Source organism: Pseudolactococcus insecticola, assembly GCF_011170065.1.
GTDB classification, from domain to species: domain Bacteria; phylum Bacillota; class Bacilli; order Lactobacillales; family Streptococcaceae; genus Pseudolactococcus; species Pseudolactococcus insecticola.
On record NZ_BLLH01000007.1, the window covers coordinates 24,876 to 38,885 of the forward strand.

The 14,010-nt window shown below is 43.5% G+C and carries 14 protein-coding genes; 2 read left to right on the forward strand and 12 right to left on the reverse strand.

The features are described from left to right. Nucleotides 1–99: 99 nt before the first annotated feature. From Hs20B_RS06730 to Hs20B_RS06745, 4 genes are all read right to left on the reverse strand, one after another. Nucleotides 100–885 carry a trypsin-like serine protease gene (locus Hs20B_RS06730; protein ID WP_172356883.1) on the reverse strand — a complete coding sequence of 262 codons (786 nt, stop codon included), beginning with the start codon at nt 883–885 and terminating at the stop codon, nt 100–102. A 176-nt stretch (nt 886–1,061) separates the two neighbouring features. Continuing rightward, the gene (gene thrS / locus Hs20B_RS06735) at nt 1,062–3,017 is read right to left on the reverse strand and encodes a threonine--tRNA ligase (RefSeq protein ID WP_172356885.1); all 1,956 of its coding nucleotides are present in this window, start codon (nt 3,015–3,017) and stop codon (nt 1,062–1,064) included. A gap of 333 nt (nt 3,018–3,350) precedes the next feature. After that, nucleotides 3,351–4,691 (reverse strand): Nramp family divalent metal transporter, encoded by a 1,341-nt coding sequence (locus tag Hs20B_RS06740; protein ID WP_172356887.1) that lies wholly within the window; start codon nt 4,689–4,691, stop codon nt 3,351–3,353. A 33-nt stretch (nt 4,692–4,724) separates the two neighbouring features. After that, on the reverse strand, nt 4,725–5,396 hold the full coding sequence (locus Hs20B_RS06745; protein WP_172356889.1) for a metal-dependent transcriptional regulator: 672 nt from the start codon (nt 5,394–5,396) through the stop codon (nt 4,725–4,727). 171 nt (nt 5,397–5,567) lie between these two features. Here Hs20B_RS06745 and Hs20B_RS06750 point away from each other — a divergent pair, with 171 nt between their 5' ends. Continuing rightward, nucleotides 5,568–5,873 (forward strand): metal-sulfur cluster assembly factor, encoded by a 306-nt coding sequence (locus Hs20B_RS06750; RefSeq protein ID WP_172356891.1) that lies wholly within the window; start codon nt 5,568–5,570, stop codon nt 5,871–5,873. A gap of 66 nt (nt 5,874–5,939) precedes the next feature. Here the strand turns inward: Hs20B_RS06750 and Hs20B_RS06755 are convergent, their stop codons facing one another. The 8 genes from Hs20B_RS06755 to Hs20B_RS06790 form a co-directional block, all read right to left on the reverse strand. Beyond that, a complete protein-coding gene (locus tag Hs20B_RS06755; protein ID WP_172356893.1) occupies nt 5,940–6,548 on the reverse strand; it encodes a nitroreductase family protein in 609 nt (202 codons plus the stop codon). A 220-nt stretch (nt 6,549–6,768) separates the two neighbouring features. After that, nucleotides 6,769–7,773 carry a SpaA isopeptide-forming pilin-related protein gene (locus Hs20B_RS06760; RefSeq protein ID WP_172356895.1) on the reverse strand — a complete coding sequence of 335 codons (1,005 nt, stop codon included), beginning with the start codon at nt 7,771–7,773 and terminating at the stop codon, nt 6,769–6,771. Nucleotides 7,774–7,869: 96 nt separating this feature from the next. Further along, nucleotides 7,870–8,241, reverse strand: a complete 372-nt coding sequence (locus Hs20B_RS06765; RefSeq protein ID WP_172356897.1) for a DUF1033 family protein — start codon at nt 8,239–8,241, stop codon at nt 7,870–7,872. 50 nt (nt 8,242–8,291) lie between these two features. Further along, nucleotides 8,292–8,693: a Mini-ribonuclease 3 gene (locus Hs20B_RS06770; protein WP_172356899.1), complete on the reverse strand. Its 402-nt coding sequence runs from the start codon at nt 8,691–8,693 to the stop codon at nt 8,292–8,294. Beyond that, on the reverse strand, nt 8,686–10,074 hold the full coding sequence (gene cysS / locus Hs20B_RS06775; protein ID WP_172356901.1) for a cysteine--tRNA ligase: 1,389 nt from the start codon (nt 10,072–10,074) through the stop codon (nt 8,686–8,688). Before cysS ends, Hs20B_RS06770 begins: the two co-directional genes overlap by 8 nt. A 50-nt stretch (nt 10,075–10,124) precedes the next feature. Then, complete coding sequence (gene cysE, locus Hs20B_RS06780) at nt 10,125–10,718, reverse strand: serine O-acetyltransferase (protein WP_172356903.1); 594 nt, start codon at nt 10,716–10,718, stop codon at nt 10,125–10,127. A 43-nt stretch (nt 10,719–10,761) separates the two neighbouring features. Beyond that, a complete protein-coding gene (locus Hs20B_RS06785) occupies nt 10,762–11,526 on the reverse strand; it encodes an SseB family protein (protein WP_172356905.1) in 765 nt (254 codons plus the stop codon). A 123-nt stretch (nt 11,527–11,649) separates the two neighbouring features. Then, nucleotides 11,650–12,783 (reverse strand): hypothetical protein, encoded by a 1,134-nt coding sequence (locus tag Hs20B_RS06790; RefSeq protein WP_172356907.1) that lies wholly within the window; start codon nt 12,781–12,783, stop codon nt 11,650–11,652. A gap of 239 nt (nt 12,784–13,022) precedes the next feature. Here Hs20B_RS06790 and Hs20B_RS06795 point away from each other — a divergent pair, with 239 nt between their 5' ends. After that, nucleotides 13,023–13,988, forward strand: coding sequence for a ribose-phosphate diphosphokinase (locus tag Hs20B_RS06795; protein ID WP_172356909.1), 966 nt, complete (start codon nt 13,023–13,025; stop codon nt 13,986–13,988). Nucleotides 13,989–14,010: the final 22 nt, after the last annotated feature.

Here is a 14,010-nt window from a genome sequence, read left to right on the forward strand (position 1 = left end):
ACTAGAAAAAAATGATATACTAGGCAAAACTAGCAGATAAAATAACTACATAGATATCATAAAATAACGACATAAAAAAACTACCGTAGTAGCTTCTGATCAAAATAGATGTTTCAAAAATGCGACCAGTCGATCCCAAAAGTTCAGCTTTTCCTTTGGCAACCAAGACTGTACTTCTTTGAGATTTTCCCCGGCCAACCTAGCACCGACATTTGAGTGATTATTGCCTCCCGAGTGAATGGCGAGCAGCTGATTTTTCATATTTGTAATCCCAGCTCCCGAGGCAGAGGCGGTTGAGTCCATGTCGTATCGGATATTATCGGGACTGACGCTTATGATTCTCCCGATTGACGTTCCAAGCTTGCCATTTAAATCATGCGAAAAACCTGACAACCGCGCCTTTTCACCGACTGACACCGTCTTTGCGAACTCGAGTTTCCCGACCTTATCATTGAAGTGTTTATCGAGCTTGATGCCACCAATATCGTGCGCACTGCTGTGGTCCCCCGACGCATAGGCTGTAAGCACACGAAAACTTGACTTGCCTTCAGCATGCGCCTTACCTGGCATTTTGCTACCACCCGCGCCCGTCGTGATTTCTGCAGCCACCGCAAAGCCGCCGCTTGCAGACTTATAAACGACATGACCCGCCGTCAAAACAAAGTCGTCTGCCACCATGACCCCCGTCGAACTCCGCCTTGAACCGTCAGAAAACCGCACAGTGATCGCCACCGTTGCCGCATAAGGCTGTTTGCTATAATCCGTGATGATACGGCGATTGTCACTACCGATGATAAAAGCGTAAGTAGACACAGCACCGAGCACTTGAGATAAGACCAAAAATACTAACAAGAAAAACTGATAAAACTTGACTTTCTTTGCCATACACCCTCCTTTTGAAAAGGTTAATCTTAATCTCATTATAACAAAAAAATCAAGCCCATTGCTTGATTTTAACTGTTTCAAAAAGACCCGCGTTTTTTAGTAGGCAAAACCAGATATGATTGTCTGATACCGCTGATCAAAGTCAACTTTATCACGCCAGCTGGTGTTTTTGCGATTTAATCTTCAGTAACTTCTGCCACTTTGGAATAGTTGGCGACGTCTTCGCTGATTGCTTTGACAAAATCAGCTAGACTGTACTCTGCAGTTTCTTTACTGCCGTAGCGTCGGATGTTGACTGTGTTTTCAGCTTGTTCCTTGTCCCCAACGATGATTTGGTAAGGGATTTTGTGCGTTTGTGATTGGCGGATTTTATATTGCATTTTCTCATTGCGTTCATCCACATTGACACGGATACCGACGTTTTTTAGGGCATCAGCGACTTGCCAAGCATAGTCAACATGCGCCTCGTTTGAAACGGGGATAACCGTTACTTGTGTTGGTGCAAGCCACGTCGGGAAGGCACCTTTGTAGACTTCTGTCAGATAGGCAACAAAGCGCTCCATGGTTGACACGATGCCACGGTGAACCATGACAGGACGATGTCCTTCACCGTCTTTACCGATATACTCAAGTTCAAAGCGTTCTGGCAATAGGAAGTCGAGCTGAATCGTTGAGAGTGTTTCTTCGTTGCCAAGGGCTGTCTTGACCTGAACATCGAGTTTTGGTCCGTAAAAGGCAGCTTCGCCCTCTGCTTCAAAGTAATCAAGCTCAAGCTCGTCCATGGCTGCTTTGAGCATGGTTTGGGCATTTTCCCACATCTCGTCGTTGTCAAAGTATTTATGCGTGTCTTTGGGATCACGATATGATAGGCGGAAACGGTAGTCTGTGATATTAAAGTCTTCATAGACGTCTGTCATGAGCTGAAGTGTGCGCTTAAACTCGTCCTTGATCTGATCTGGACGAACAAAGACGTGACCGTCGTTGAGGGTCATCTCACGCACACGTTGCAGGCCGCTAAGTGCACCAGATTTTTCATAGCGGTGCATCATGCCAAGCTCAGCAATACGAATCGGCAGCTCACGATATGAGTGGACATCGTTTTTGTAAACTTCGATATGGTGAGGGCAGTTCATCGGGCGCAAAACAAGTTGTTCCCCGTCTCCCATGTCCATTGGTGGGAACATGTCTTCATGATAGTGATCCCAGTGACCAGATGTTTTATAAAAATCAACGCTCGCCATAATTGGCGTGTAGACATGTTGATAGCCACGTGCGATTTCTTTATCGACGATATAGCGCTCAATCGTCCGGCGAATTGTCGCACCGTTTGGCAGCCAAAATGGCAGGCCAGAGCCTACTTCAGGATTGACCATAAAGAGATCGAGTTCGCGACCGAGTTTACGGTGATCACGTTCTTTAGCTTCTTCACGCATTTTCAGATAAGCTTTGAGGTCTTTTTTGTCAAACCAAGCTGTGCCGTAGACACGTTGCATCATGGCATTGTCGCTATTACCACGCCAGTAAGCACCCGCAACATTGAGCAGGTGAAAGACTTGAATCCGACCAGTCGACGGCACGTGTGGCCCACGGCAGAGGTCTGTGTATTCGCCTTGGGTATAGATGGTAAGGCCGCCTTCATCTTCGTTATGCTCATCAATGAGCTCAAGCTTGTAAGGATCAGCGGCAAAGATTTCTTGCGCTTCAGCTTTTGAAACTTCACGGCGAGTAGACGGGTGATTTTCTTTGACGATTTTCATCATTTCTGCTTCAATGCGTGGCAGATCCTCATCAGAGATTTGGCCTGCGGCATTGTCAGTATCGTAGTAGAAACCATCTTGGATCGACGGTCCCACCCCTAGATGAATCTCAGGGAAGAGTCGGCGTGCTGCTTGGGCAAATAAATGTGCTGCTGAGTGACGCAAAAGTGGCAGAGCATCTTCGTGATCAGGTGTGACGATCTCGATTGTGCCGTCCTCAATGATGGCACGTGTCACATCAATCAACTTACCATTGAACTTGCCTGCGAGTGCTTTTTTTGAGAGTGATTTGCTGATAGACTCAGCAATTTCGAGTGTTGTAACGCCACTGTCAAACTGTTTGACAGCACCGTCAGGAAAAGTAATGTTTAACATATAAAAAACCTCTTTCTTTTTACTTACAAAATCATACAAAAACGTCCTGCATTCTTCAAATAAAGAACACAGGACGCTTGTCAAAACGTGGTACCACCTGAATTTATTTTCATCATTGCTGATAAAAAACTCATATGACCGTAACGTGGTTAGCGTGTAAGGATTAGTTACAAGTCTTGCTTTACATTTTTATTAAATGATGCATAGGTCAAGCCGAGTAGTATCAGATACGTTACGTGGCAAGGCTTCCACCGTCCCTTGCTCGCTTGTGCTATCAACTTATATCTGACATATCTCACTCATTATTATAGCGCTTTTTTGACAGTTGTCAACTCAAAACATCGTGAGAATCAGCTTGACATTCAAAAGCGTCAGACCGATTGCAGCAAGCCAGCCTAGTATGGCAATGACTTTGTTATTTTTGAAGCGTTTGCCCATGATTTTTTCGCTACTTGTAAAGTAAACAAGCGGTATCATAGATACTGGGAGTGCAACTGATAGAAAGACTTGAGAGTTGACCATGAGTCTGTCAAGCCCGCCTTCACTGCCATGATAATAAATCGCTGCGATCAGAACGGGAATCACAGATAGGCTTCGCGTGATCAACCGGCGTGCCCAAGACGGGATTTTGAGATTGATAAAACCTTCCATGACGATCTGACCAGAAAGTGTGCCTGTGATCGTCGAGTTCTGACCAGATGCGAGCAGGGCTACGGCAAATAGCGTTGATAAAATCGGACTTGCGACAGCACCTGCAAGTTTATTATCCTGAAGAGCATTGTACAATGACGTAAAAGTACCAAGACCTTCGCCACGCCCGAAAAACATAGATGCACCAAGGACTAGGAGCAAGGTGTTGATGATAAAAGCGATGGTCAGCTGGATATTTGAGTCCCAAGTCGAAAATCGAACGGCACGCGCAACGGCTTCTTCATCTCTGCGGTCATACTTGCGAGACTGCGCGATAGACGAGTGCAAATAGAGGTTATGCGGCATAACGGTTGCACCGACAATCCCCAGCGCCATGGTCAACTGACCACGGTTGAGGATTTCCTTTTGTGGGATAAATCCGCTCATGACGTCGGCAATCGCAGGGTTTGAAATTGCAACCTCATAGATGAAAATCACCATGATGACAGTGATAAGCGTAATGACAATCGCTTCTATCTTTCTAAAGCCCAGTCGCATCAGCAGTAAGAGCAAAAAGACGTCAAGTATAGTGAGCGCAACGCCCCAGACGATTGGGATGCCAAAAAGTAGATTGAGTGCTATCGCACCACCAATAACTTCTGCGATGTCTGTCGCCATAATGGCAAGCTCTGTCACGATCCAAAGGACTAGACCGAGCTTTCTTCCGGTATGTTTGCGTGTCGCTTGCGCCAGATCAAGTCCTGTCACAATGCCAAGTTTTGATGCCATATACTGTAACAGCATGGCAATCAGGCTCGACACAAATACGACAGATAATAGCAGGTAGCCATACTGAGCGCCACCACCGATAGACGTGACCCAGTTACCCGGATCCATATAACCCACGGCAACAAGCGCCCCAGGGCCAGAAAAAGCGAGCAAATTCCGCCAGAAATTCCCACTTTGGGGGACCTCAACCGTTTCATTTATCTCAGCAAGGCTCGGACCATTTGCGTATTCTATGAAATGTTTGTGTTCAGTCATGTTTCCTAATTTCTAATCTTTCGTTTTTTAACATCATTTATAATAATTAACTTGCCAGTCCTTTTTTTGAAAATGCGGGATGACAAATCTAGCATTGTCATCAGTTTTGACGACAAATGAGCCATCAGCTAAGATACTCAAAAGCGTGATGAACTTTGGCTCTGAGAGCTCGAGTTCTGACAGAAACTCACGTACGGCTGCAGTTAGCGCTCTGACCTCGTAGCGTTCACCCACCATGACACTTGCCGCAGTTAAGCTCAGCTGGATGATTTCATCCTGCCAAAAATGTTCCTGTGGAATCTCTGAGCCATGCGGATCTGTCGCTGGATAGGCCATCAACGCATGCAAGCGCTCAATCAATTTTCGTGATGACGAATGCTCCAGATTTTCAGCCTCAGCATGAACTTCGTCTAAGTCATAGCCAGCTTTTGCCACCAAAAATGTCTCCCAAACCCGATGAGATTTGAGGATAAAACGTGCTTCTTTGTATCCCTCAGACTTGAGACATACACCGTAATATTTTTTATGTTCAATCAAGTCCTTTTTGGCAAGACGCTTGATCATCTCCGTCGCACTCGGCGCAGAAACCTTGAGGTAGTTTGCAATATCCGTCACCCCCACCAACTCATCTGCCGTCTCTTGCGACTGCTGAAGTTGGTAGATGGCTTTGAGATAATCTTGCTCAGTTTTTGAAAATTCGGCCATGTGATACTTTCTAGATATTTTACTAAAAATAGTTTAACACGTGCTAAACTATTTGTCAAGTTGCCATCAAAAAATCCGACTTTCCTCAGATACTATATCACTTTGAAAGCCTTCACAAACAAGGTATAATGAAATTAAGATTAAAAAATGAATATGAAAGAAGGGAAGTCTATGAACCTAAAAGATAACGTTGAAGAATGTTTAGAAAATGTCGTTGACACTTGTACCCACCTTAATATCGTGGATATGGGTATTGTTGAGGCAGTGACAGTCGATGAAGCTAAGAAGCAAATCGACATCACCATGCTTCCGACAACACCGTTTTGCATGTTTCTAAACTCAATCGAGTCCGAAATCGAACTCTTGATCAAAAACTATCACGAATTTGACGGCTTTACCATCAATTTTCACAAGTCTGACCGCGTTTGGACGCAAGAACGGCTGTCAGTTGCGGCTGTCAACCGGTTATTATCATAAAAGGCATTAAAAAAGCCAGCCACAAACATGTGGTCGGCTTTTTCTGTCCGAAATTTAGTGTGTTAATTAAGCACCAAATACTTTGAAACGATCGTCATCGTTCATGAATTCTTTAGCATCAACGCCTGATTCTGGTGAACCAACAACGAGTTGACCACGAAGATTCCATGACGCAGGAATATCGTAAGTTTTAGCAACAGTATCGTTGATAACTGGATTGTAATGTTGCAAGTTAGCGCCAAGACCAAGTTCGCTCAAGGCAACCCAAGCATTAACTGATGCGATACCAGTTGATTGTTCTGACCAAACAGGGAAGTTATCAGCGTAAAGCGGGAATTGTTCTTGAAGTGATTTCACAACATCAGTGTCTTCAAAGAAAAGGGCAGTCAAACCAGCAGCAGCAAAGCCATCAAGTTTAGCTTTAGTACCTTCCCAAGCAGCTTCAGGCACACCTTGACGGTCCATTTCAGCTTTAAGATCAGTTGCTACGATTTCATTCCAAAGTTTGTCATGTTCAGCACCAGCAAGCACCAAAACACGTGATGTTTGGCTGTTAAAAGCTGATGGTGACAATTTTACTGCTTCTTTGATTGTTTCTGTTGCTTGTTTTGCGTCAACGACTTTACCCAATGCGTAGATTGAGCGGCGGTTTGCAAGTGATTCCAAGAATGACATAATTTTTCTCCTATGATTAAATAAAATTTTTAGAACGTCTTCTTTGTGGGCTCACCGCTAGCCTTTAAACTATTTCGATGAACTCTTTAATACCCTCGTCTTATGTTTACAAATGTAATTTTATCACAATAATTTACACTTGTAAACTATTTTGTACGAAAATTTCAAGATTTTTTTTGGCGGCAAAAAACACAGCATTTTTACTGTGTTTACTTGTGTTTTACTTTGTTTGATTGACTTGATTACCTATTTTCCAGAGATAGACGATACCTGCACCACTCATAATGGCAAGAATTATCACAACGATTGAACTTTTAGATAGACTCACCATAGTGGTTTTTAGCAATATCGGTGTCTTCATGACCGTTTCTAAAATGATGATTGCCTCAGTAGTCTGCGTGTCAATGTTCGATTCAATCAAACTGTCGTCATAACGCTCAAAGTGCCAGCTACCATTGACCAGAATGGCTTTTTTAACCTCGATTTGTTGCGCCTCATTTTTGTAAAGGGCAATCGAATAATCGGCAAGCGTTTGATCTTTTGGCGTGAGCAGATAGACCGTACCACGCGCAAGCTTGCGTGGTGTATAGGTCGCTTTTTTGTTAAATGCTGCGTCACTCAAGGCCAGCTTTTTCGCGTCCAATGTCTCTGGTGCAGGTCGCGTGTAGCTTCTGATGGTAAATTCAGATTTGAGCGCACCTGCGAGATTCACGCGGTAAGGTGCCGTATTGAGCAGGTTAAGTGTCAGTTGCTTGTCTGCTGTGACACTGCCAAGATCGATATTTTCAGGTACCTTTTCAAGACTTGTACCGTCAGACTTTACGAGCGACACCTGCGCCTTACCATCCTGAGCGATTTTTATCTGATAGAGATAGAGCAGATTTTCAAAGCCAATCGGTGCATAATTTTCCCGCAAATAATACGTTTTATCTGCAAGTAATTCTGTTTTCTGTCCCGTATGATCCGTCAGAAGACCTTTTTGATTACTTGTCAAGATGATTTGATTTGAGAAATCTGGCGTCTCTGACAAACCAAACTCCGCACCCATCAAGGTATCAGTCTGAAAATCCGCGTCAAACAACTCAGCTGACAGTTGGTAGCTGTTTTCTGACGTCGTATCCGCATCCACACGCCCCGTCTGAAAGGTGAGAAAACCGATGACTAGGGCGATTGTGATGACACTAAACATAAGTAGGCTTTTTTTTACTTGAATTCTATTTTCCATCCTAGACCTCTTCTATTATTCTTTCTATCATAATTATCTCATAAAATAAGCAATATTTAAAATAAAATCCGAGACAGCAACAAAAAAGACTAGAATCTAGAATTCTAATCTTTTCAAACTACAATGATTGTGCGGTGCGGCGCCAGATCTTCTATCATAGGGCATTCTTTTTGGAAAAGACTCGACCATATGCCAGTCTTCAAGAAGAGCTAGGCCATGATACTGCTGTAAAAACTCGTCACATTCCAAACACCATCGCGTTTCTGACTTCGTCCAAAAGGCTGACATAAAATCTGCCTGACTCTTAAAATCTGAAAATTCTTGCGACAAACGTTGCCACTCTTCTTTATAAAAGCTGAGCGCCTCATAAAAAGTTTCAAACTCATGCTTTGCAACAATATCGTCTTGCCAATCTTCAAAAAACCACCACGGTTCATTGTCCCCGTGCATCTCAACTACTCTATACATATGTCCCAACCTCTTGTTATTTTCTATTTTACAGAAAATGTTGGGATTTTTCATAAATTTTGCTCAGAAATTTTCGAAATGCAGTAGTTAGCGAGTATTACCACCCGCTCACCATTTCCCGTCAAATGGTTAAAGCCAAAGACAGCCTCGAATCCTGTCGAGATACGATAGGTAACGACATCTGTATTTTTAGCAGTCGTTTTGCTATGCGCATTACGCCCACGCTTAAAATAGACAAGCTCTTCTTCCGTCAAAAAATCTTCTTTTTCCATCTCAGAGATCAAATAGGCCTGCGCTTTTGCTGAAACAAATCGGACAGCATTTTTTTGAAGGGCACCAGGTTTTGTAATCCCCTGTGAAAGCAGATAGTCACGGACAAAAACTTCGTAAACAGCATCCCCCGCATAGGCAAGCGCAATGCCATTTAGCAACTTTGGGTCAAAATTAGTCACGTGTCCACCTCACACCGTCTGGTGTATCTAAGAGCGAGATGCCCTGTGCTTTCAGATCATCTCGTATTTTATCAGAAAGCGCGAAATCGCGGACTTCCCGTGCAATCTGACGCTCCGCAATCAGCTTTTCAATCTCAGCTACCTCATCGTCAAGCAGATCAGGTTCAGCGAATGACAGGCCCAAAATCGCAAGTACCTCCTCGAAAAAAGTAAGCGCTTCTGTCGAATAATGTCCTAAATTCACATATTTGATCAAATCATAAAAAACGCTCAAGCCATTTGCAATGTTGAAGTCATCGTCCATTTCTTTGATAAACTCAGCTCTAAAATCAGCAATTTTTTGATCTGGCACTTGTGATGCGACTTGATTTTGTGCGATTTCAAAAGTCAATTTTTCATAGGCATTTTTGATTTTTGTGTAATTATTTTCAGCATCTTTTATAGTATCATCTGTAAACGCAAGTGGCTTACGATAGTGCTGACTCACTAAGAAAAAACGCAGAATCTGCCCGTCAATCACGTCTAACATGTCATGAACCGTCTTGAAATTTCCCAAAGATTTCGACATTTTTTCGCCGTCAGCTGCTGTAACAAAACCATTATGCAGCCAATAATTAGCAAATTTATGACCTGTTTTCGCTTCAGACTGTGCGATTTCATTGGTGTGATGCGGAAATTCTAGGTCAGCACCACCACCATGGATGTCGATCGTATCACCCAGGATCTCAGTTGCCATGACTGAACACTCAATGTGCCAACCAGGACGTCCAGCTCCCCAAGGTGAGTCCCAGGCAGGCTCATCAGGCTTGCTTGATTTCCACAAAGCAAAATCAAGCGGATCTTCTTTTGCAAGCACGAGAGAGTCCGTCCGTCCAGATGCGCCGATTTCAAGCTCATCAAGATTTTTATTGGCTAATTTACCATAGTCTGGAAATTTTTTAACGCGGAAAAACACGTCACCACTCGCTTCATCGACATAGGCAAAGTCCTTATCGACAAGCGTCTGCACAAAGGTGATAATTTCAGGCATAAACTCCAACACGCGCGGATTACGCGTTGCTTTTGTTACGCCAAGATTTTGTGTATCGTCATAAAATGCTGCGATAAATTTCTCAACAAGTGTGTCAATTGAGATATTTTGACTACTTGCAGCTGCGATGATTTTGTCATCCACATCTGTAAAGTTTGACACAAAAGTCACATCAAAGCCACGGTATTCAAAATACTTGCGAATGGTGTCAAAAGCGACAACAGAACGGGCGTTGCCAATATGAATATAGTTGTAAACCGTAGGACCACACACATACATCTTGACCTTACCCGCCTCAAGCGGCTGGAAAACTTCTTTTTCTCTGGTTAATGTGTTGTAAAGTTGTATCATATTTCTCTCCTAATTCATCCCCAATTTGACCAGCTTTTCCCAAAAATCAACTAAATCCCACCCATATGATCATAAAAACTCACATGGCGCTCACGCTCAAGTTGAGCACAGTTGCGCTCAGGTGTATCCCCACCATGGACACGCACAATCTTTGCCGGAATACCGACAACCGTCACGCGCTTAGGGACGTCTTTTGTCACGACAGCACTGGCACCAACACGCGCATATTCACCGATTTCAATCGGCCCTAACAGTTGTGAATGGGCTGAAATCAGCGCACCACGCCGAACGCTCGGGTGCCGTTTCCCCGTATCTTTTCCAGTGCCACCAAGCGTCACGCCGTGATAGAGTTTAACGCCTGTTTCTACCACAGCCGTCTCGCCGATGACAAGGCCTGAGCCATGGTCAATGAAGACACCGTTTGCAATCTCAGCACCTGGGTGGATCTCAATCTGCGTCAAAAAACGCCAAAACTGTGCATGCACCCGCGCCAATAGCTTGATATCATGCTGCCACAAAAAATGTGAAATTTTATGCGCAGCAAGTGCCTTGACGCCTGGATAGGTCAAGATAATTTCTAGATTATAGCGTGCAGCAGGGTCATTTTCTTTGACTGCTGCAAACGCCTCTTGCCAAAATCCCATAAGCTAGCCCCTTTCTTTAGTTTTCTACTTGTTCTTCCCAGCCTTACTTGTTCAAATCCGCCCATAAAATAACAGATTCGTCATAGTTTTCTGCGTCAAATGGATCGACAGCGACACCAATCACATCGTCTAATTCATTGAAACCAGTCGATGGATTTTGGATGTCTTTGAGTTGCCAAGTCAGCACGACGCCATTATTTTCTTGGAAAGGTTGACCAAAGTTTTCGTTATTGTACCATTTGGCAAAACTAAGCAGGTTGCTAAATACTGGAACAAAACTCTCACCACTCGGATTTGACAAGGTAGCAAAGATACGTGCGACTTCATCTTCAGGTGTCGTTCTTGTAAATGCTGGCATCAGATAGTACTTGTCAGCCTGTGCTGCTGCTTGATTTTCTGGTGAAAAAAGCTTGTTCAAAACGTCAGTATAGCGATTGATAAAAGGCACCAGGTGCTCACGTGGTAACATGGTCGTGTTAGCGGCATCTTGTCCTGCTGGCTGAAGATTGAATGCAATCGCGTCAAATTCTTGGTCAACCAAGTCACTAACGACTGACATGAAGTTTTTATTGACATAAGTCAGCTGCTCAGTAATATTTGATTTAAATGTCTCAAGTGCCTCAGCCGTTGTAAAAACTGGGATCAGTTTTTTGTCTTCGATTGGTACGACAAACGGTTCTGCGACTGCGACCACTGGAAAGGCATGAAGGGCATGCACAAAGCCAATATCATCGATAAAATTACCTGCACGCGCCACAAAGCCCTGTACACGCGCATCCAACTCAGGATAAAATTGATAATCTGTCATTTATTTTCTCATTTCTGGATTTTATATGATTAGTCCTATTTTACCACAAAATCGCTTATTTTTCCCTGTTTTCGGTCAATAAAAAAACGCCCGAGAGCGTTTTTAGATGTTTCATGTACGTGATTAGTTTGCAGCTTTAACGGCAGTTTCACCTGTTACATCAAACTTAGCAGTTGCGTCAAGTTTGTTGTAAGCGTCGAGTTGATCTTGTGTTGCAAAGTACAAGTTACCATCAATTTTAGCCGTGACTTGTTTACCAGTTGTGTCTTTACCATTTTGTGCGGCAAAACCTGTTGCTGTTTTGCTCACGTAAACATCACCTTTGATGCCACCATTTGCGATAACAGTATATGGTGAGTTGACAACTACTTTAGCCACAGTTACTGTGTAAGTTTTTGTCACTTGGTGATCAGAGTTTTGATCATAAAGCGCCACTTTACGCGCGATAGTACCTTTAGAGCCAATGAAAGTTCCATCGATTGTCAATGTTTTACCAGACGCATCGATGTCAGTGTTTGCAGCACCAAGCCAGCCTCCGTTTTTGCTCAAACCGTCAGACAATGTTGCAAATTTGTCAGTACCAGCTGTTGCACCAGTTTTGGCATCAGTGATTTTATTGTAAGTGATTTCGCCACCTTTTGCAGCAACTGAAATGGCACCAGCTTTAACAGCAGTCACATCAGCAGCTTCGACTTTGACAGTACCTGTTACAGTTCCTTTGTCAGTAGCATCAAGTGCTTCATAAGCTGTTTTAAGGTCGTCAGAAGCAAAAATCAAGTTGCCGTCAACTTTACCAGTTCCTTCAATTTTGAACCCTGGTGCATTGACATAAACGTCACCTTTGACTGTCCCTTGTGCAATGGTAAAGCTTGGTGATTTAACGACCAATTTTGCAACTGTCAGTGTATAAGTTGCGTCAGGTTTGTGTGTTGTCGGATTAGATTTGTAAAGCGCAAGTTCACGATTGACTTGACCGTCACCTGCAAAGAGACCATTAACTGTCAAAGTTTTGCCAGACGCATCAAGGTCTTTCGTGATACCATTCAGCCAAGCACCATCAGCAGCAACAGCTTTTGTCAGCGTATCAAAGCTGTCAGTTCCAGCTGTTGCGCCAGTGAATGCTTCAGCAGTTTTCGCAGTTGAGCTTGCTGTTGTTTTATCATCAGATGATTTGCTGTCAGAGTCGCCACAAGCTGTCAAAATAGTGACTGACAATGCAGAAACTGCAAGAAGTGAGATGAGTTTAGATTTTTTCATTGTTAAAAAATCTCCTTTTTTCCAATTTGGTATAGTCCGAATTTCTGAAACGTTTTTTGATTTCTGAAATCGTTTACAATAACAATTTTATCACGTCTTAAAAATCTTGTCAAGTTATAATTAAGGTTTTCACAAAGGTCACAAACTTGTTATTTTATTTGACTATAGGTAGCACTACTATTTTCCCCATTTTTTTGGTAAAATAGAATCAGTAAATTTATTTGTAGAAATGGACGAAAATGACTTACAAAGACAAGCACCTCAAACTTTTCTCACTCAATTCCAACTTGGAGTTGGCTCAAAAAATTTCTGATAACTCAGGTATTCCCCTTGGAAAAATCTCATCTAAGCAGTTTTCTGACGGTGAAATCCAGATTAATATTGAAGAAAGTGTGCGTGGCTACGACATTTTCATCATCCAATCAACTTCTTACCCTGTCAACACTTACCTCTGGGAGTTGCTGATTATGATTGACGCATGTAAACGTGCAAGTGCTAACTCTGTCAATGTTGTCATGCCTTACTACGGCTACGCGCGTCAAGACCGTACAGCGTCACCACGTGAACCTATCACAGCAAAACTCGTTGCAAATATGCTGACTGAGGCAGGTGCTGATCGTATCTTGACGCTTGATCTTCACGCCGTCCAAGTTCAAGGCTTCTTTGATATCCCTGCAGACAACCTTTTCACCGTGCCACTTTTTGCTGAGTACTACCGTGCGAAAGGGCTCGCTGGTGATGGCGTTGTCGTTGTGGCTCCTAAAAATTCTGGTATCAAACGGGCTCGCTCCCTTGCAGAATACTTGGAAAGTCCGATTGCCATCGTTGATTATGCTGACGATGATCAACAGCGTGAAAATGGTTATGTCATTGGCGATGTCAAGGATAAGCACGTCATTCTCATCGATGACATCCTAAACACTGGCAAAACTTTTTCAAGTGCTGCTGCGATTGTTCGTGACGCTGGTGCAAAAGAAGTCTACGCTGTTTCATCGCATGGTCTTTTCACACCTGGTGCTGCTGCGCGTCTTGACGCTGCTGACATCAAGGAAGTCCTCGTTACAGACTCCGTTAAGACTGAGACACCAAAACCTGCGGCAGTGCAGTATCTGAGCGCAGCGCCGCTCCTTGCCCACGCCATCATTCGCATCCACGAAAACAAACCCGTCAGCCCGCTTTTCAACTACAATAAAAGCGCTGACTAACTCATTTATACCTATAAAGGAG